This window comes from Yoonia sp., assembly GCF_014859355.1.
GTDB lineage: Bacteria > Pseudomonadota > Alphaproteobacteria > Rhodobacterales > Rhodobacteraceae > Yoonia.
Map to the genome: position 1 here is coordinate 25,538 of NZ_JACUUJ010000002.1, position 19,002 is coordinate 44,539.

At 59.6% G+C, this 19,002-nt stretch carries 19 protein-coding genes; 8 read left to right on the forward strand and 11 right to left on the reverse strand.

The genetic code is table 11. The annotated features are described in order from the left end of the window. Window positions 1-63 precede the first annotated feature (63 nt). Both serA and IBX59_RS01320 read right to left on the reverse strand, forming a co-directional pair. Window positions 64-1,656: a phosphoglycerate dehydrogenase gene (gene serA / locus IBX59_RS01315; protein WP_296371579.1), complete on the reverse strand. Its 1,593-nt coding sequence runs from the start codon at window positions 1,654-1,656 to the stop codon at window positions 64-66. 81 nt (window positions 1,657-1,737) lie between these two features. Then, window positions 1,738-2,880 (reverse strand): phosphoserine transaminase, encoded by a 1,143-nt coding sequence (locus IBX59_RS01320; RefSeq protein ID WP_296371581.1) that lies wholly within the window; start codon window positions 2,878-2,880, stop codon window positions 1,738-1,740. 157 nt (window positions 2,881-3,037) lie between these two features. Between IBX59_RS01320 and serB the strand changes: the two genes are divergently transcribed. The 3 genes from serB to IBX59_RS01335 all read left to right on the forward strand — a co-directional run bounded on the left by serB (window position 3,038) and on the right by IBX59_RS01335 (window position 5,483). Next, complete coding sequence (serB, locus tag IBX59_RS01325) at window positions 3,038-3,913, forward strand: phosphoserine phosphatase SerB (protein WP_296371583.1); 876 nt, start codon at window positions 3,038-3,040, stop codon at window positions 3,911-3,913. A 109-nt stretch (window positions 3,914-4,022) separates the two neighbouring features. Next, window positions 4,023-4,298, forward strand: coding sequence for a glucose-6-phosphate isomerase (locus IBX59_RS01330; RefSeq protein WP_296371585.1), 276 nt, complete (start codon window positions 4,023-4,025; stop codon window positions 4,296-4,298). A 60-nt stretch (window positions 4,299-4,358) separates the two neighbouring features. Next, on the forward strand, window positions 4,359-5,483 hold the full coding sequence (locus IBX59_RS01335; RefSeq protein ID WP_296371586.1) for a PLP-dependent aspartate aminotransferase family protein: 1,125 nt from the start codon (window positions 4,359-4,361) through the stop codon (window positions 5,481-5,483). A gap of 8 nt (window positions 5,484-5,491) precedes the next feature. Here IBX59_RS01335 and IBX59_RS01340 read toward each other — a convergent pair whose 3' ends face one another. Together IBX59_RS01340 and IBX59_RS01345 are read right to left on the reverse strand one after the other, a co-directional pair. Beyond that, window positions 5,492-5,866 carry a rhodanese-like domain-containing protein gene (locus IBX59_RS01340; protein ID WP_296371589.1) on the reverse strand — a complete coding sequence of 125 codons (375 nt, stop codon included), beginning with the start codon at window positions 5,864-5,866 and terminating at the stop codon, window positions 5,492-5,494. A 197-nt stretch (window positions 5,867-6,063) separates the two neighbouring features. Next, window positions 6,064-6,750 carry a response regulator transcription factor gene (locus tag IBX59_RS01345; RefSeq protein ID WP_296371591.1) on the reverse strand — a complete coding sequence of 229 codons (687 nt, stop codon included), beginning with the start codon at window positions 6,748-6,750 and terminating at the stop codon, window positions 6,064-6,066. A gap of 156 nt (window positions 6,751-6,906) precedes the next feature. Between IBX59_RS01345 and ribA the strand changes: the two genes are divergently transcribed. The 3 genes from ribA to IBX59_RS01360 all read left to right on the forward strand — a co-directional run bounded on the left by ribA (window position 6,907) and on the right by IBX59_RS01360 (window position 9,172). Then, window positions 6,907-7,983, forward strand: coding sequence for a GTP cyclohydrolase II (gene ribA / locus IBX59_RS01350; RefSeq protein WP_296371592.1), 1,077 nt, complete (start codon window positions 6,907-6,909; stop codon window positions 7,981-7,983). 142 nt (window positions 7,984-8,125) lie between these two features. Next, window positions 8,126-8,620 carry a L,D-transpeptidase family protein gene (locus IBX59_RS01355; protein WP_296371595.1) on the forward strand — a complete coding sequence of 165 codons (495 nt, stop codon included), beginning with the start codon at window positions 8,126-8,128 and terminating at the stop codon, window positions 8,618-8,620. A 69-nt stretch (window positions 8,621-8,689) separates the two neighbouring features. Then, window positions 8,690-9,172 carry an RNA pyrophosphohydrolase gene (locus IBX59_RS01360; RefSeq protein ID WP_296371597.1) on the forward strand — a complete coding sequence of 161 codons (483 nt, stop codon included), beginning with the start codon at window positions 8,690-8,692 and terminating at the stop codon, window positions 9,170-9,172. A gap of 49 nt (window positions 9,173-9,221) precedes the next feature. Here the strand turns inward: IBX59_RS01360 and IBX59_RS01365 are convergent, their stop codons facing one another. From IBX59_RS01365 to dapD, 6 genes are all read right to left on the reverse strand, one after another. Next, window positions 9,222-10,409 (reverse strand): lytic murein transglycosylase, encoded by a 1,188-nt coding sequence (locus tag IBX59_RS01365; protein WP_296371599.1) that lies wholly within the window; start codon window positions 10,407-10,409, stop codon window positions 9,222-9,224. 99 nt (window positions 10,410-10,508) lie between these two features. Then, a complete protein-coding gene (gene rnr / locus IBX59_RS01370; protein WP_296371601.1) occupies window positions 10,509-12,764 on the reverse strand; it encodes a ribonuclease R in 2,256 nt (751 codons plus the stop codon). Between the two features lie 67 nt (window positions 12,765-12,831). Beyond that, a complete protein-coding gene (gene dapE, locus IBX59_RS01375) occupies window positions 12,832-13,974 on the reverse strand; it encodes a succinyl-diaminopimelate desuccinylase (protein ID WP_296371602.1) in 1,143 nt (380 codons plus the stop codon). A 109-nt stretch (window positions 13,975-14,083) separates the two neighbouring features. Next, entirely contained in the window at window positions 14,084-14,416 is a 333-nt protein-coding gene (locus IBX59_RS01380; RefSeq protein WP_296371605.1) for a hypothetical protein, read from the reverse strand. Continuing rightward, the gene (locus IBX59_RS01385) at window positions 14,413-14,700 is read right to left on the reverse strand and encodes a hypothetical protein (protein ID WP_296371607.1); all 288 of its coding nucleotides are present in this window, start codon (window positions 14,698-14,700) and stop codon (window positions 14,413-14,415) included. The genes IBX59_RS01380 and IBX59_RS01385 overlap by 4 nt, the downstream gene beginning before the upstream one ends. Window position 14,701: 1 nt before the next feature. Further along, on the reverse strand, window positions 14,702-15,529 hold the full coding sequence (gene dapD, locus IBX59_RS01390) for a 2,3,4,5-tetrahydropyridine-2,6-dicarboxylate N-succinyltransferase (RefSeq protein WP_296371609.1): 828 nt from the start codon (window positions 15,527-15,529) through the stop codon (window positions 14,702-14,704). A gap of 84 nt (window positions 15,530-15,613) precedes the next feature. Between dapD and IBX59_RS01395 the strand changes: the two genes are divergently transcribed. Then, window positions 15,614-16,459 carry a TIGR00730 family Rossman fold protein gene (locus IBX59_RS01395; RefSeq protein WP_296371611.1) on the forward strand — a complete coding sequence of 282 codons (846 nt, stop codon included), beginning with the start codon at window positions 15,614-15,616 and terminating at the stop codon, window positions 16,457-16,459. Window positions 16,460-16,492: 33 nt separating this feature from the next. Here the strand turns inward: IBX59_RS01395 and IBX59_RS01400 are convergent, their stop codons facing one another. Further along, window positions 16,493-17,533, reverse strand: coding sequence for a LacI family transcriptional regulator (locus IBX59_RS01400; RefSeq protein WP_296371613.1), 1,041 nt, complete (start codon window positions 17,531-17,533; stop codon window positions 16,493-16,495). Between the two features lie 208 nt (window positions 17,534-17,741). Between IBX59_RS01400 and IBX59_RS01405 the strand changes: the two genes are divergently transcribed. Next, a complete protein-coding gene (locus IBX59_RS01405; RefSeq protein ID WP_296371615.1) occupies window positions 17,742-18,968 on the forward strand; it encodes an ABC transporter substrate-binding protein in 1,227 nt (408 codons plus the stop codon). Window positions 18,969-19,002 lie beyond the last annotated feature (34 nt).

The window sequence follows — 19,002 nt, forward strand, 5'->3', positions numbered from 1 at the left end:
TCCGGTGGTTTGGGGCTGCTCGCAGGGGGCTTTTACTCCCCTGCGGTCATGATCTGGTTTGGCTCAGACGTCGAAATGCAGCGGGCGGACCTGCTGGAATTTGCCTGTGGCCTTCAAGGCGTCGATGGCTGCTTCGGGCATGGGTTCATCCATATAGAGCACGGCAATGGCTTCACCCTTGGCCGCTGCACGACCAAGCGTAAAGTTTGCGATATTGACGTTATTTTCACCCAGGGTTGTGCCCAGGATACCGATAATGCCCGGCACATCCTTATTGGTTGTGTAAAGCATATGCGCGCCGATATCCGCATCGATGTTGATGCCTTTGATCTGGATGAACCGCGGCTTGCCATCGCTGAACACTGTGCCCGCAATAGACCGTTCGCGTGTGTCGGTGACGACAGTGACCTTGATATACCCATCGAACGCGCCAGACTGGTCCTGCTTGGTCGTGGAAATCTTGATCCCGCGTTCTTTGGCAATGACCGGGGCCGATACCATGTTCACATCCGGGTTGGCGGTTTTCATGATGCCGGCCACGGTAGATGCCGTCAGTGCCTTGAGGTTCATTTCAGATACAACGCCATCAAACAGGATGTTGATCGCTTTGATCGGTTCCGCTGTCAGCTGGCCAATGAAATGGCCCAAGTGGCCGGAAAGTTTGATCCATGGGCCCATGACCTTGGCCTCTTCCGCCGTGACTGATGGCATGTTCAGCGCATTCTGCACCGCTCCTGTCAACAGGTAATCCGACATCTGTTCTGCAACCTGAAGCGCCACGTTTTCCTGTGCTTCGGTCGTGGCTGCCCCAAGGTGCGGGGTGCAGACGACATTGGGCAGACCGAACAACGGGTTTTCAGTTGCCGGTTCCACGGCAAAAACGTCAAAGGCCGCTCCGGCCACGTGACCGGATTTCAGCAAATCCGCCAAAGCCTCTTCGTCAACCAGACCACCACGGGCGCAGTTGATGATGCGCACACCCTTCTTGGTTTTTTCCAGATTTTCCCGGCTGAGGATGTTCTTGGTGTCGGCAGTCAGCGGCACATGCAGCGTGATGAAATCAGCGCGGGACAGCAGATCGTCCAGCGTCACCTTTTCAACACCGATTTCGGTGGCGCGTTCTTCCGATAGGAAGGGGTCCATCGCGATGACCTTCATTTTCAGGCCGCGCGCACGGTCGCAAACGATCGAGCCGATATTGCCTGCGCCGATCACGCCAAGGGTTTTGCCGGTTAGTTCGACCCCCATGAATTTCGACTTTTCCCATTTGCCCGCGTGGGTTGATGCGCTGGCTTCGGGGATTTGGCGTGCAACGGCAAACATCAGCGCAATCGCATGTTCGGCTGTGGTGATCATGTTCCCAAAGGGCGTGTTCATCACGATGATGCCCTTGCGCGATGCCGCGTCGCGGTCAACGTTGTCAACGCCGATACCCGCGCGCCCGATCACCTTGAGGTTGGTGGCAGCATTGATGATCTTTTCGGTGGCTTTGGTCGCTGAGCGAATCGCTAAACCGTCATATTGGCCGATCACTTCCAGCAATTTATCCTTGTCCTTGCCAAGGTCGGGCTGGAAATCAACGTCGATACCGCGGTCCTTGAATATCTGGACAGCAGCGGGGGAGAGTTTGTCTGAGATGAGTACTTTGGGGGCCATGATGGACACTCCTTTTAGATCGACCAGTACTGAATGAATTTCTGGAAATTTGTTCAGCAGGGCCGAATTTTCTAGAAAATTCTATTGTGCGTTGATTTCGGTTTCAAACGCCCAGGCAAGCCAAGGCAGCATCGCCTCGATGTCAGAGGTTTGCACCGTGGCGCCGCACCAGACGCGCAGACCGGCGGGTGCATCACGATAAGCCCCGATATCCAGCGCGATATTTTCCGCCTCAAGTCGTTTGGCTACAGCCTTGGCAAAGGCTGCACCATCCTTGATCCGGTCATCAGTGAATTTCAGGCAGACCGATGTGTTGGACCGCGTCGCCGGATCAATCGCAAGATTATCGATCCAGTCATGCGCGGCGCAGAAATTCCAGATCGCTTGCGCGTTTGCATTGGCGCGGTGAATCAGCGCATCAAGGCCACCGATGGACCGGCCCCATTTCAGCGCGACCAGATAATCCTCGACCGCCAGCATCGACGGTGTATTGATCGTTTCGCCCTTGAAAATGCCTTCGATCAATTTTCCGCCCTTGGTCATGCGGAAAATCTTCGGCAGGGGCCACGCGGGGGCATAGCTTTCCAACCGTTCCACAGCACGGGGCGACAGCACAAGCATCCCGTGGGCCGCTTCGCCGCCCATGACTTTCTGCCAGCTGAACGTGGTCACATCCAGCTTGTCCCATGGCAATTCCTGCGCAAAGGCAGCTGATGTCGCATCGCATAGCGTCAGGCCCGCGCGATCCCCGGGGATCACATCACCTGACGGCACACGCACGCCGGATGTCGTACCGTTCCAGGTGAAACAGACGTCATTGTCATAGTTCAACGCAGTCATATCGACGATCTCGCCATATTCCGCAGTGTGAACGGTTGCGTCGATTTTCAGCTGTTTGACCACATCGGTGACCCAGCCTGCGCCGAATGATTCCCACGCGACCATTTCGGCCGGACGTTCACCCAACAGCGACCACATCGCCATTTCATAGGCACCGGTGTCGGATGCAGGCACGATGCCGATGCGGTAATCCGCCGGAATGCCCAAAATGTCGCGGGTCAGGTCGATGGCTTCCGCCAGTTTGGCCTTGCCGATGGAAGCCCGGTGCGACCGGCCCAGTGGGGCGTCACGCAAACTTTCCAAATTCCAGACGGGGGGTTTGGCACAGGGGCCGGAAGAAAAACGCGGATTTGCCGGCCGCGTTGCCGGTTTGGTCATGACCATTTCTGGTACCCTTTCAGATAAGCGCCCCCCGTTGGGGAGGGGTGTCCCACCTGTGGGCATAGAACCACCGTCGGGCTTTCACAACCCGAAAAATGCAGCTAGACCGCCGCTTGACACACATTTTGCGACACGCCTCGTGCCAATAGGAAACTTGACCATGTTGACCGTCACCTTGTTGACCAGCCCGACCGAACGCCGCCTTGATGCCGCCCTTGTGGACAGCCTGCGCAATGCTTGGGGCGGGGGTGATGCGCTTTGGCTGGCGGTGGACGAGGCGGCAGAATTCTCTATTCCTGCCTTGCCAGACAATCGCTGGAACGTTTGGGAAGACTTGCAGCGCGCTTGTGTCGATCTGGTGATCCAGCCCTCGGACAACCGGCGTAAAAAGATGCTGCTGGCCGATATGGACAGCACGATGATCCGGCAGGAATGCATTGACGAACTGGCGGACGAGGCGGGCGTTGGCGCGCATGTGGCTGACATAACAGCCCGCGCCATGAACGGCGAACTGAATTTTGAGGCGGCGCTGATCGAACGGGTCGGCCTGCTGAAAGGTCTGCCAGAACCAATAATAGAACAAGTGCTGGACCAGCGAATCACCTATATGCCGGGGGGATATGAACTGGTTGCCACGATGAAGGCGCATGGGGCTTATGCGGCGCTGGTATCGGGCGGGTTCACGGCCTTCACTGCGCGGGTGGCGGCAGCACTTGGGTTTGATGAAAACCGCGCCAATACGCTTTTGGTTGCCGATGGCAAGCTGACGGGTGATGTCGCCCGCCCGATTCTGGGGAAAGAGGCAAAGGTGCAGGCGCTTGTTGATATCACGCAACGGCTGGGCATCATGCAGGCAGATGTGCTGGCGGTGGGGGATGGGGCTAATGATCTGGGGATGTTGGGGCAGGCGGGCTCTGGCGTGGCACTGCATGCCAAACCTGCCGTGCAGGCCCAGTGCGATATCCGCATCAACCACGGTGATCTGACGGCGCTTTTGTTCATTCAGGGCTACGGGCGTGATGTCTTTATAACCTGACAGCCGTTGCTGGTCGCAGGGTTGAGGGATTGCGTCATGTCAATCCGATATTCGGTTAACTGTGCTTAAAAAAAAGGATCACCGAATCCTTTGGACAAAGAGCAAAGCCATGAAACCCTTCATCCTGACCACTACCGCTGCGATCGTCCTGCTTTTGACTGGCTGCGAAAACCTGACCACCGAGCAACGGACGGTCGTCGGTCTGACCAGTGGGGCCGCAGCCGGGTTAATTACGGCTGATGTCTTGGGAGCCGATAAAAACTGGCGCCTGATCGCCGCCTTGGCCGGTGCGGCGGCCGGCACCGTTGTCGCCCAGAATACAGCGACCCAGCAATGCGCCTATGCGCGTGGTGATGGAACCTATATTCTGGCACCCTGCCCCTAGGGTGCGGCACGGGCTGGTTTGCCCCTTGCATCCGTTCATGTCCCCGCGCCAGATAGGCACATGAACAAAGCCCAAAAACCCGCCACCATCGCCGCCCATGCCGCAGGTGCCATTGATCCGCAATCAGGTGGTGTTGTGCCCGCCTTGCAGCCATCAACGACCTATCTGCGCGATGAATCCAATGCGCTGATCCGGCCTGATAACATCTATGCCCGCGACAACAGCGATAACCTGCGTCAGGCCGAGGCGGTGTTGCAGCGGTTGGAAAACGCCCGTGATACGCTGCTGTTTCCATCCGGCATGGCCGCCATCGCCGCCGTTTTCCGCACACTGCCGAACGGGGCCAGTGTGATCGTGCAGTCTGGTGTTTATTGGGGCACAACCCAGTGGGTGCGCAATTTTTGCGCCCGCCGCGCAATCACCTTGGTCGAGGTGGATGCCGATGACCTGCTGACCACCTGCCAGACCCGGCAAGCCGCGCTGGTGTTTATCGAAACCCCGTCGAACCCCTGGCTGAAGACAGTTGATATCGCGGCCCTTGCGGGGGCGACTGGTGCGACGCTGGTGGTTGACGCAACAGCCGCAACGCCGATCCTGATGCAGCCCTTGGCGCTGGGGGCCGATATCGTGATGCATTCGGCAACCAAGGCTATCAACGGCCATTCGGATGTGCTGGCTGGTGTGTTATCCACCAATGCCCCTGAGACGCAGTTCTGGCAGGATATCCGCACAGACCGCAAGACTGCGGGCGCGATCCTTGGCCCGTTCGAGGCGTGGTTACTGACGCGCGGTATGCGCACGCTGCCGCTGCGGGTTGAACGGATGTCGCAAAATGCGCAGGCGCTGGCGGAATTTCTGCTGGCGCATGATCAGGTCCAAGATGTGTTCTACCCCGGCCTGCCGCATCACCCCGGCCATGATATTGCGCAACGGCAAATGTCGGGTGGGTATGGCAGCCTGCTGTCGGTGCTGGTGACGGACGGGCGTGAAAACGCCCTGCGCATCGTGGGCCGGTTGCAACTGTTCCTGCGCGCTACGTCGCTGGGCGGGGTCGAAAGCCTTGTTGAACACCGGCACACGATCGAACCGCATACCGGTATTCCCGAAAACCTGATCCGTGTGTCGGTCGGGATCGAGGATATCAGCGACCTGATCGCGGATTGGGATCAGGCCTTGCAAGCCTGATCTGTTTGTCAGTCTTCGGTCGGGCCGCCTGCCGCTTTCCAGTCGCCGATGCCACCGACGTTGACGACATTCTTATAGCCCATTTCCTTGAGCGTTTTGCCGGCAAGTGCCGCCTGACCGCCTGCACCACACACAAGGCAAAGCTCTGCGTCTTTTTGAAAGATCGGGTTGTGAAATTGCATGTCCGGGTCGGCGGCAAATTCGATAAAACCGCGTGGCACGCGATGCGCGCCCACAATGGTGCCTGATTTTGCGATATCGCCGCTGTCGCGCACGTCGATGAATGTGGCGCCGCCAGCGGCATGTTTGGCAATCGCTTCTTCGGTTGTGATGCGCACGACCTCTTGGTTGGCGTGGTCAAGGTAATCTTTTGCGGATTTCATGGATAATTTCCTTCTTTATCGCTTGGCACAACGTATGATGAACTTGGGCAATAACCAGCCCCCGTGCAAGAAAAAAGCCCGGGCGCGAGGCCCGGGCAAGTCCAACAGGGAGGTGGTGATAAAGACCCGATCACCAGCGGGAACAAAAAGCGTCTGACAGTTATCAATCGGGAACCATGAAACCGTCGGTAAATACGCTATGCCACCAATCTATATCCGCCAGATTCGGTCACAAGAAGGCGGGCATTGGACGGATCTGGTTCAATTTTCTGGCGAAGACGGTAAATATGTGTTTCCAATGTGTGCGTTGTAACGCCCGCATTATACCCCCAAACCTCGTGCAGCAGCACATCGCGGGGCACCACGCCTTCGGTCGCGCGATACAGGAATTTCAGGATGTTGGTTTCCTTTTCCGTCAGGCGCACCTTTTTGTCGTCTTCCGTGATCAGCATTTTCTGGGCTGGTTTGAAAGTATAAGGCCCCAGCTGGAACACTGCATCTTCGGATTGTTCGTGGGTGCGCAACTGGCTGCGGATACGGGCCAGCAGCACCGGAAACTTGAACGGTTTGCTGACATAATCATTCGCGCCCGCATCAAGGCCCAAAATGGTGTCTGCATCGCTGTCTTGGGCGGTCAGCATGACGATCGGACATTTCACGCCTTGCTTGCGCAGCACGCGGCATAGTTCGCGTCCATCCGTATCAGGCAGGCCCACGTCAAGCACCATCAGATCATAAAGCCCTTCTTTGGCTTTCACGATCGCGCTGGCCCCGTCGTCGGCCTCGAACACGTCGAAATCTTCGGTCATCAAAAGCTGTTCGCCCAATGCTTCGCGCAGATCGTCGTCGTCATCCACCAGCAATATCTTTTTGAGTTGTCCCATGACGTCCTCCATTCTTGTTGGTATAGAAATGTGTTGCGCGGACCGTTCCAGCAAGCTTTGAGGGAAATGTTTCACACGGACGTGCGATTTCATGGGTAAATATTTCATTTAGACGGCAAAATGACTATCTGATGAAACAAACGAGGATCAGATCGCATGGGTTTTTCCCCCGACATTACCGAACGGCTGGCCCGCGCCCGCGCCGATCTGCGTATGGGCGTGCCTGTTGTGCTGGATGACGGGGCGGTTGTTCTGGCTGCTGAAACGCTGGATGCGGCGCGTCTGGCGCATCTGCGCACCCTTGGCGGCACCCCGGTTCTGGCGGTGACAAATTGGCGTGCTGAAACGCTCAAGGCGCGCGCCTATGACGGCGATCTGGCGCGGATCATCCTGCCGCCCGATGCAACGCTGGCATGGGTCCGTGCCGTGGCCGACCCTGCCGATGATTTGCGCGCCCCGATGAAAGGGCCGCTGCAAACCGCGCGCGACGGGGCTGCCGACATTCACCGCGCAGCAATTGCGCTGACAAAGGCGGCGCGCCTGTTGCCCGCCGCTGTGGTGCTGGCCGTGGATAATGCGCCGGGCTTTGCCGCCGCCCATAACCTGACGCTGGTGCCCGCCAATGCGGCGCGCGACACCGACCTCAGCCCGCTGCACCCGATCATCAGCGCCCGCCTGCCGTTGTCGGTGTCAGAGTCCGGACGCTTGCACATTTTCCGACCCGAGGATGGCGCCGAAGAACATTACGCCGTCGAAATCGGCAAGCCCGACCGGTCACAGCCCGTGCTGTCGCGGCTGCATTCGGCCTGTTTCACGGGTGATCTGCTGGGGTCGCTGAAATGCGACTGCGGCCCGCAGTTGCGCGGTGCGCTGGCGCAGATGGGGGCCGAGGGTGCAGGGGTGCTGCTCTATCTCAACCAGGAAGGGCGCGGGATCGGGCTTGCCAACAAGATGCGCGCCTATTCGCTTCAGGATCAGGGGTTTGATACGGTCGAGGCGAACCACCGGCTGGGGTTTGAAGACGACGAACGCGATTTCCGCATCGGGGCCGAGATTTTAAAGCGCATGGGGTTTTCATCGGTGCGCCTGCTGACAAACAACCCCGCCAAGGTGGCCAAGATGGAACACTGCGGCATCAAGGTGGTGGAACGGGTGCCGCTAAAGGTGGGGGAAAACCGGCACAATCAGGGGTATCTGGCGACCAAGGCTGCGAAGTCGGGGCATTTGTTGTGAGGGGGCGGTTCCCGCTGTGCGGTGCGTTTGCATCGGCCCGGCTGCGGGGCAGAAGATTTTGCTTAGTATTGCACGCCGTTGCGAGTTTTCGAAAAGGTTGCGCGATCATGTGCCGACCAAAATCCTTTGATTGCCACTCCAGATGACCCCCACCGATCTTGTCTTGACTCCCACCCAGCTGCGGTTCTTTAATCGCCGCTTCCCCTGCACCATCGGGCGGGGGGGACTGACCAACCGCAAAAAGGAAGGTGACGGCGCGACGCCTGTCGGCACCCACCGGCTTGTGGGCATGCTTTATCGGCCCGACCGCATGGCGAAACCTGCCGGTTGGGCGCTGCCGATCAAACCCGGTGATCTGTGGTCGGATGATATCCGCGACCCCGATTACAACATGATGGTGCGCGCGCCGCACCCATTCAGCCACGAAAACCTGCGCCGCGCTGACCCGATGTATGACCTGATCATCCTGACCGACTGGAACTGGCCCTATGCGGTCAAGGGGCGGGGATCGGCGATTTTTATTCATCAATGGCGCGGCCCGGGGCGGCCCACGGCGGGGTGCATCGGGCTGCGCCGCGACCATCTGCGCTGGATCGCCGCGCGCATCCGGCATCAAACACGGCTTGTTATCGCATAGCGGTTCGTGTTTCAGGTAATCAAACCTCGTAATCACGAGGCATCACAGATGAAACACCAAGGCTCTTTCATGACACCTGACGATATCGCACAACTTCCCTATCGCCCCTGTGTGGGCATCATGCTGGCCAATCCGCGCGGGCATGTATTTGTCGGCCAGCGGATCGACCGCGACCAGGACGCCTGGCAGATGCCCCAAGGCGGTGTGGACAAGGGTGAAAGCACCCGCGATGCGGCCCTGCGCGAGTTGGAAGAAGAAATTGGCGTCTCACCAGCCCTTGTCAGTATCGAGGCGGAAACACCGGGGCTGATCCCCTATGATCTGCCGCCTGATCTTGTGCCGCACATCTGGAAAGGCCGCTATCGCGGGCAGGAACAGAAATGGTTTCTGATGCGGTTCCACGGCACCGACAACCAGATCAACATCGCCACCGCCCACCCGGAATTTTCCGCATGGAAATGGATGCCGCCTGCGGAACTGGTCGCCGCAATCGTGCCGTTCAAACGGGCGGTCTATGAACAGGTGGTCGCCGCGTTCCGCGATAAACTGTAACCTTTTGGGGTGGGTTCGGGGCGGAGCCAACGTGGCCCGCCCCCGATATTCAGCGCAACCGTTCCAGCAGCGACACCGACGCATAGCCGTCCGGGACCATCCCGCGGCTGCGCTGAAACGCCTTGATCGCGGCGCGGCTGTTTGGCCCGATTTGCCCGTCAACGCCTTGGGTTGAAAACCCCGCCGCCGTCAGGCGCTGTTGCAACTCCACCCTTTCGGCACGCAGCAAGCCGCGTTCTCCAGCAGGGAAAGCTGTTTGAAACGGCCCCATTCCCCTGATCCGGTCGCCCAGATGGCCAACGCCGATGATATAAGCTTCGGCGTTGTTATAGCGCCCGATCACCTCGTAATTGCGGAACACCAGAAAAGCCGGGCCACCGGCGCCGGTTGGTGTGATCAGCGATGCCTCGCCGTAATTTGGCACCGGCTGGCCATCGACGCCGCGCACCCCTTGTTGTGTCCATGCAGCGGGTGTGCGTTTCACCGCACGACCGGTCTGTTCAAAATCAAAACCGCGCGGCAGCCGCACCTCGACCCCCCAAGGCTGGCCCTGTTGCCAGCCAAAGCGGCGCAGATAGGCGGCGGTGGATGCCAGCGCATCACTGGGATCATCCGACCATATATCGCGGCGGCCATTGCCGGTGAAATCCACGGCATAGGCTTCATAGGATGTGGGTATGAACTGCGTGTGGCCCATGGCACCGGCCCATGATCCGGTCATGTTGCGCGGAGCCACATCGCCGTTTTGCAAAATACCCAAAGCAGCGACCAGTTGTTGTTCAAAGAACTGCCCCCGTCGTCCGTCAAAGGCCAGCGTGGCCAGCGTGGAAATCAGCGGAATATCCCCGCGCCGCGCGCCATAGTTGCTTTCCATGCCCCAGATCGCTGTCACGATATGGGCGTCCACGCCATAGGATGCCTGAATCCGCGACAAAAGCCCGGCATATTGCTGCATCATGGCCCGCCCGGTGCTGACCCGTGCATCGGATGCGGCGGTGGCCATATACTCTCCCAGTGGTCGGACGAATTCGGCCTGATTGCGGTCGCGGTTGATGCTGTCGGGCAGGTATTGCGCCCCGTCAAAGGCCGCTGCGAACGCGCGGTCCGATATGCCTGCGGCGCGCGCCCTGGGGCGGAACCCCGCGACCCAACTGGCAAAGGCGCTGGCCTGCGCGTTGGCGGTGCCAGCCAGCCCGAGTGTTGCCAACCCTGTTGTGATGAATTGTCTGCGATACATGCTCAAACCCTCTGATTTTTTGTTTTGCGGTAGCATATCGCAAAATGCGCTTCGTTGAAATCAACTCTGCGCCAGTCCGCGGTTTTCCACCGGTCAGGGTCAGCTGCGGTTGCGTTTGACTTTACGGGCGGTTTTTGCGGCCTTGTTGCGGGCAGCCCCCACCTTGCGGCGGGGCGGTTTACCGCGGCTTTTGGTTGGGCCACGCGGAACTGCGCGTTCATCCAGCTTGATCAGTTCCACAATCAGCCCGCCGGTGACGGGCGCGGCCTCGACCAGTTTGACAGTTGTGCGCTGGCCCAGGGCAATCACCGTGCCGGTGTCAGCGCCCATCAGGGTCTGGGTTTCGGGGTCATAGTGGAAATATTCATTGCCCAGCGTCCGGATCGGGATCATCGCGTCGGCGCCGGTTTCATCCAGTTTGACAAAAACCCCGAATTTTGCAATCCCGCTGATCCGCCCGGTCATTTCGACGCCAACACGGTCCGACAGGAACGCGGCCAGATACCGGTCGGTCGTGTCGCGTTCGGCGGCCATCGACCTGCGCTCTGTGTCGCTGATCTGGCGGCCGGTGTCGGGCAGGTGTTCGATGTCCCATGGCGACAGCCCGTCATTACCCCAGCCATGCGCTGCAATCAGCGCGCGGTGCACGATCAGGTCGGAATAGCGCCGGATCGGTGATGTGAAATGCGCATAGGCCCGCAGGGCCAGCCCGAAGTGGCCAAAGTTTTCGGGATTGTAGTAAGCCTGCGTCATCGACCGCAGGGTGGCCATATTGATCAGCTCGTCATTATCGGTGCCTTCGGCCTGCGACAGCAGCCTGTTCAGATGCGCGGTTTTCAGCACCTGCCCCTTGGCCAGCACCAGCCCCGAGGCCGTCGCCACCTCGCGCAGGGCGTCCAGCTTTTCGGGGGATGGTTCCTCGTGGACGCGGAACAGCAGGGGGGATTTCTTGGCGATCAGGGTTTCAGCGGCGGCGACATTGGCCAGCACCATGAATTCCTCGATCAGTTTGTGGGCCTCCAGCCGTTCCTTGAAATTGACCGATGTGACCTTGCCTGCGTCATCCAGCACGATCTGGCGTTCGGGCAGGTCCAGATCCAGCGGCTGGCGCGCGGCGCGTGCCTTGGCCAATGCCGCATGGGCAGCATAGATCGGGCGGATGATGTCATTCATCAACGGGGCAACCTTGTCGCCTGGCTTGCCATCCATGCCGTCCTGAACCTGTTCATAAGTCAGGGAAGCGACCGATTTCATCAGCCCGCGATGAAACTGGTGGCTGATCTTTTCCCCATGTGCGTCGATCTGCATGGACACAGCCAGACAGGCCCGTTCGACACCTTCGTGCAGCGAACACAGATCACCCGACAGCCGGTCAGGCAACATCGGCACAACGCGGTCGGGGAAATAGCTGGAATTGCCGCGCTTGCGCGCCTCGCGGTCCAGTTCGGACCCAGAGCGCACGTAATGCGCCACATCGGCAATGGCGACCCAGATGATGAAACCGCCGTCGTTACGCGGGTCGGGGTCATGTTCAACATAACAGGCATCGTCGCGGTCGCGGGCATCCCAAGGGTCGATCGTGATCAGCGGCAGGTCGCGCATGTCCGCCCGGCCTTGCAGACCGGCGGGTTTGGCGGCGTCGGCCTCGGCAATCACGGCGTCGGGGAAATGGTCGGGGATGCCGTGCTGGTGGATGGCAATCAGCGATACCGCACGTGGTTCGGTCGGGTCACCCAGGCGGGTTAAAACGCGCGCCTTGGGCAGGCCCATGCGCCCCTTGGGGCCGGTTTGTTCCGCCTCGACCAACTCGCCATCTTTGGCGCCGCCGGTCGCACCCGCTGGCACGACCCATTGCCGGTCTGCGCCCTTGTCGATGGGCAGCACGCGCCCGCCTTCGGATCCGGCGCGATAGACACCCAGAATACGCATCGGGTTGGTGCCGATCCGGCGGATCATGCGGGCGGTGTGGCTGTGGGCTTCGGTCTTGTCGATGGTCAGGCGGCCAAGGATGCGGTCGCCCTGACCCAATGCCGGATCGCTGGACCGGAGCATCATCAGGATCACGGGTTCAGGCCCTTGGCCGGTCCATTCCAAGGGCCGGGCATACAGATCGCCATCCGCATCCGGCCCGGTGATTTCCAGCACGGATACCGGCGGCAGATCTTCGGCATCGCGATAGGAACTGCGCCGCTTGGTCAGCTTGCCCGCCTCCTCCAGCTCTTTCAGCAAGCGTTTGAGGTCGATACGGGCGGCACCCTTGATCCCGAACGCCTTGGCGATGTCGCGCTTGGCGGTCTTGGTGGGGTTCTGGGCGATCCATTCAAGGATCTCTGATTTGGATGGGATGCGTGTCATGATACCGCCCTAACATGGGGTGCGCGGTCCGTCATCACAATTGGTGTAGGGCGGGTCATGATCCACTTTACGCGAAATAATCGCGCAGGATGCGAGTGTAGATCGCCTTTAACTGGATGATCTGATCGACCGCGACCCGTTCATCCACTTGATGCATCGTCTTGCCGACCAGCCCGAATTCCACCACCGGGCAATGATCCTTGACGAAACGCGCATCCGATGTGCCTCCCGAGGTGGACAAGACAGGGGTAATGCCGGTTTCTGCCTGCACCGCCGCCGCCACCAGATCAGACAGGTCGCCGGGCGGCGTCAGGAAACTTTCGCCCGACACCTTGACCTGCATATCGACGGTCACGCCAAATGCGCTGGCCATGCGGTCGGTTTCGGCCGTGATCCAATCCAGAATCGACTGGCTGGAATGGGCGTCGTTAAAGCGCACGTTCACCGTGGCCTGACATGCGGCGGGGATCACATTGGTTGCGGGGTTGCCGGTGTCGATTGTGACCACGGCAAGGGTCGAAGGGTCGAAATGGGCGGTGCCGTCATCCAGCACGTGCGATGACAGCCGGTCCACCAGTCGCGCCATGGCGGGGATCGGGTTCTTCGCGCGGTGCGGATAGGCCGCGTGCCCCTGCACGCCGCGCACCGTCAGCCAGCAGGTCACCGACCCCCTGCGCCCGATCTTCATTGCCTCGCCCATCACGTCAGGGCAGGTGGGTTCGCCCACCAGACAGACCGACATTGCCTCGCCTTGTGCCGCCATCCAGTTCAGCAGCGCGGTGGTGCCATCGGTGGCGTCGCCTTCCTCGTCCCCGGTGATTGCCAGAATGACCGCGCCATCGGGGGGCGTTTCGGTCACGAAATCAATCGCAGCGGCGGCAAAGGCGGCCACGCCCGATTTCATATCCGTGGACCCGCGCCCGTACAGATAGCCGTCCTTGATCGCTGCGCCAAAGGGCGGCACGGACCAGTCGCTTTCATTGCCGACCGGTACGACGTCAGTATGCCCGTTGAACCCGAATGTGCGGTTCGCGCCCTGCCGCCCCCAGCGCGCAAAGAGGTTGGCCACACCGCCCCGATCCACGCGGGTGCAGTCAAAGCCCGCGTCGCGCAGCAGTTTTTCCAGCAGCACCAAGGCGCCGCCTTCGGCAGGGGTGACAGACGGGCAACGCACCAGATCAGCGGTCAAGGCAACGGGATCGACAGGCATGGCGGGCTCCTTTTTAGCATGGCTAGCGGGTTCGGCGCGGGGATGCAATTCTTGGATGCGCCGGCCCCAGCGGTCGGCGCATCATCCACGGGTTCGCATCACACTGACGCTAATTATCTTCCCCGAAAAACGGCGTCATTTGCGCCACGATGACGCTGTTTTCGTCCAATGCGCGCTGCATCAGTTCTTTTTCTTCGTCGGAAATGTCATGCCCTTCGGCCATGCGTTCCTCCAGCGTGCCGTATCCCGATACATCCAGCGGGGCCAGATCGGCCTGTTTCAGGATCGCGACGGTTTCGCGTACTGCCTCTGCCTCGTCTACGCCACTGGCATAACACATCAACGCGGCGCCGGTGGCACCTTCGGGCAGGCCATCGCCTGAATTGCGGCCCACCTCGATCAAGAGCGTGAACACCTGTTGGCGGCTTGGTTTCTTGGTCATGCGGTGTCTGTTTCTTTCTCTTGCCAGCGCGATCGGACGGCCCAGATCGTCGAAATCACGATGACGGTTTGTAGTGGCACAAAAATGACAGCCATCAAGAACAGGATCGTTCCCAGCAGGGAAAACTGCATCAGATAGACAAAGCTGAGCGCGGGTTGCCAGATGACCCATAGCAAAATGCCAATCAAAACGATGTCGGCCGCCACCAGCCCCCAAGCTTCGCCGAACGACGGGCGCTTGCCCGCCGCGATCCGCTTGCGTGCCAGTGTGCGGCTGAGGATCATCCTAGTCTCTTAGCAGGTCATTGATGCCGGTTTTGGACCGGGTGCGCTCATCCACGCGTTTGACGATGACAGCACAGTAAAGATTGACGTTGTTTTTCGATGGCATGGACCCTGCGACTACCACAGAATAGGGTGGCACCTCGCCATACATGACCTCGCCTGTTTCGCGGTCCACGATTTTTGTCGATTGGCCGATGAACACGCCCATACCCAGCACGGACCCTTCACGCACGATGCAGCCTTCGACGACTTCGGACCGGGCACCAATGAAACAGTTGTCTTCGATAATCGTTGGCCCGGCCTGCATCGGTTCCAGCACGCCGCCAATGCCGACGCCACCGGACAGGTGCACGTTCTTGCCGATCTGGGCGCAACTGCCCACGGTGGCCCATGTATCGACCATCGTGCCGCTGTCAACATAGGCGCCAAGGTTCACGAATGACGGCATCAGCACGACACCGGGCGCGATAAATGCGGACCGGCGCACGATCGCGTTGGGCACGGCGCGAAAACCTGCACTGCGGAATTCATCATCGCCCCAGCCGGCGAATTTGCTGTCGACCTTGTCCCACCAGCCAGAGGCCTGCGGCCCGCCCGACTGGAATTCCATGTCCTTGATGCGGAACCCCAACAGCACGGCCTTTTTGGCCCATTGGTTCACGTGCCACGACCCGTCGTCCTGCTTTTCGGCCACGCGCAATGCGCCGCTGTCCAGCGCGTTCAGCGTATCTTCGATGGCTTCGCGGGTCTCGCCTGTGGTGGCGGGGGTGATCTGATCGCGGGTGTCCCACGCGGCTTCGATTGCGGTCTCAAGTGCGGCGTTGGACATGGGGGGCTCCAATTTCCTATGGTCTGCTATTGGAACGCGCTATAGACCGGAAAAGCCCAAAAGCGCAATGCGAGGAACAGCAGTATGCAAGACGACCGACGCCACCCATTCCGGGACAGCCAGCAAGACCGCGAGGCCGCAACCCATTTTCCCGACACACCGCAAACACGGGCACCGTCGTATAAACTCGCCTTTACTGACGAAGACTTTATGCTGCGCGATGAATTGCGGCCTGTCAGGTTGCAGTTGGAACTGCTGAAACCCGAACTGCTGATGAACGAGGCTGGGGTCAATTCCACCATTGTGCTGTTCGGCGGGGCGCGTATCCCCGAGCCTGCAAAAAAGGACAGCGCGCGTACGCAAACCCTTGCTGATCTGACACAATATTACGCCGAGGCGCGGCGCTTTGCCCAGATCATGACGGCCAAATCACTGGCGAACGGCGGCACAGACAATGTGATTGTCACCGGCGGTGGCCCCGGCGTGATGGAGGCGGGCAACCGCGGTGCGGCAGATGCGGGCGGCAAGTCAATCGGTTTCAACATCGTGCTGCCGCATGAACAATCGCCCAATGAATACGTAACGCCGGAACTCTGTTTCAATTTCCACTATTTTGGCATCCGCAAGATGCATTTCCTGATGCGGGCATCGGCGATCTGCGTGTTTCCCGGCGGCTTTGGCACGCTTGATGAAATGTTCGAGGCGCTGACACTGATCCAGACCGGGCGTATGGCGCAGGTTCCGTTCTTGTTATTTGGACGAGCCTTTTGGGAAAAGATCATCAACTGGGATGCGCTGGCCGACGCAGGCACGATATCCCCCGATGATCTGAAACTGTTCCGCTTCGTCGAAACTGCGGAAGAGGCAATAGCGGCCTTGGATGGTTGGGCCGGCAAGGGCGAAAAACGCGGGGCGATTCCGGGACGATGAACGCGGCGTTCATCTGGACATGGGGGCCAGATGTCAGGACGGCTTTGACGGGATTTCGAGACATTGCAGCGGGGGCGCGTCCGGGTCTTTGATTGCCTGAATGGCTGCTCTGGCCAAAAACGCGCCCGCCGTTCCCACCCGTTCCGAGATGGTCATGATATCGGGGCGGAACAATTTCAAAAACGGGATGGCCTCTTTGGTGAAAATATCAATTTCACGGCCTACGGTCGCACCGTGTTGTTCCAGCCCTGCAACGGCGGCCATGGCCGAGGATGTCGAGGCTGTGATGATCGCGTCAATCGCCGGATCAGCGCGCAGCACGTCCATGACATCAGCGACGACGTCTTCGCTGGCGCTGTCGCTGGTGACGGCTGTGGCAACGATCAACGCGATACCACGGTCCGCGGCGACATCGGTCACGCCTCGGATCATATGCCGGGCATAGTTCTGCGCGGGGGGCGGTGCGATCAGCAGCACCCTTTTACGTCCCCTGTCGGCCAATGCCGCAGTTGCCAGACGTCCAAAGGCGTTGTTGTCAAAGTCATAATAGGGGTGCCGCGCCGCCCAATCGCTGCGACCATGCGTGGCAAAGGGAAACTGTTGGTCCATCAGATAGGCGACGCGCGGGTCTTGTGGCGTGATCTGGTTAAAAATCACCGCATCCGCTGAACCTGTCTCGACGATATATCGTAAAGGCTCTACCGGATCTTGGTCTGGAAAAAACGGCGTGACAATCAGGTGAAACGGTGTGTTGCGCAGCCCACCAGCGACCGATGAAATCAGGCGTGCGGTGTGGTTCATCATGTCGTGTTCGGTCGGCATCACAAGGCTGATCACATTGGTGCGCCCGGTGCGCAGGCGAACACCCGCGCGGTTGGGGACATAGCCGATATCCTGCGCAATCTTGCGCACCAGAGTTTTCGTCCGCTGCCCGATATCGGGCGCATCATTCAGCGCGCGCGACACCGTTGGCACCGCCAACCCAGTAAGGCCTGCAATGGTTTTCAGGGTTGGTTTCATCTTGTTTGTGCTGTGTTGGGCGCTGTCGTCTGCCCCGGCCTTTCTGTTCACCATGGTGTCGCCTTTCGTGCCCCAGCGGCAAAACCGGACACTGTTAATGTCTGATGCGCAGCATATCCGCCACGAAAAACAATAGAAAGTCAGCAGGTTAGTTACCGCTAACATTCCCAGCGTTCATTTCTGCTTAATACCGGTTGATTGCATAATCTAAATCGATATAGACTTTTCTACAACGATTTAGAACCAAAGGGAGGAAAGAATCGTGAAGGTGATAACAAAACTTCTTGCGGCAACCGCGCTGGTCAGCGCATCGGCTGCATCTGCGGTCGAACTGGAGGTCACCCATTGGTGGACATCCGGTGGTGAGGCCGCTGCCGTCTCCAAATTTGCCGAAGCATGGAACGCGACGGGCAATACTTGGCTTGACGGTGCGATTGCCGGCTCTGGCGGCACCGCGCGCCCGATCATCATTTCACGTATTCTCGGCGGCGACCCCATGGCCGCCACCCAGTTGAACCACGGCCGTCAGGCAGAAGAACTGATCGAAGCGGGCCTGATGCTGGACCTGACCGACGTGGCCGAAGCGGGTGGCTGGCGCGATATCGTCAACCCGCCTGCGTTGCTGGATAGCTGCACGCTGGACGGGCGTATTTATTGCGTGCCAATCAACATCCATTCGGCGCAGTGGCTCTGGCTGAGCCATGATGCCTTTGAAAAAGCTGGGGTTGAGGTGCCTGCTGACTGGAACGCCTTTGTCGATGCGGCCCCCGCGCTGCGTGAAGCAGGGGTTCTGCCCTTGGCGATGGGGCAACAGGGGTGGCAGCAAAACCTTGCTTTTGGTGCGATCACCATTGCTGTTGCCGGCCTTGACGCATGGCGCGAAGTCACCGTGAACCGTAACGCCGATGTGGCCGCTGGCCCTGAATATGCCGCTGTATTCGAGGCGGTTGCAGATGCGCGTGAACTGGCGCGCGGGTCGGATGTGCAGGACTGGAACCAGGCGACCAACATGGTCATTACGGGCAACGCTGGCGCACAGTTGATGGGTGACTGGGCGCAGGGCGAATTCGCCGTTGCAGGCCAGATCGAAGGTCAGGATTATTCTTGCCTGCCTGGATTGGGGCTGAACGCCATTCTTGATACCGGTGGGGATGCGTTTTATTTCCCTGTAAACCGCGACCCCGAAATCACTGCCGCGCAAAAGGAACTGGCCGCGCTGCTGATTTCCCCCGATGTGCAGGTTGCCTTTAATCTTGCCAAAGGGTCGCTTCCGGTTCGTGGCGATATCAACATGGCTGCCGCCAACGGCTGTATGCAAAAGGGTCTGGCCATCCTTGCCGATGGTGGCGTGCTGCCATCGGGCGATCAGTCACTGTCTGCTGACACGCAGTTGCAGATCGAAGATCTGATGGCGCAATTCTGGTCCGGCGACATGCCTGCTGGTGAAGCGCAGGCCAAATACGCCAGCATCATCGCCAGCGCTGACTAAGCCCGCAGGCGCATCATGATCCGGGTCCGGCGCA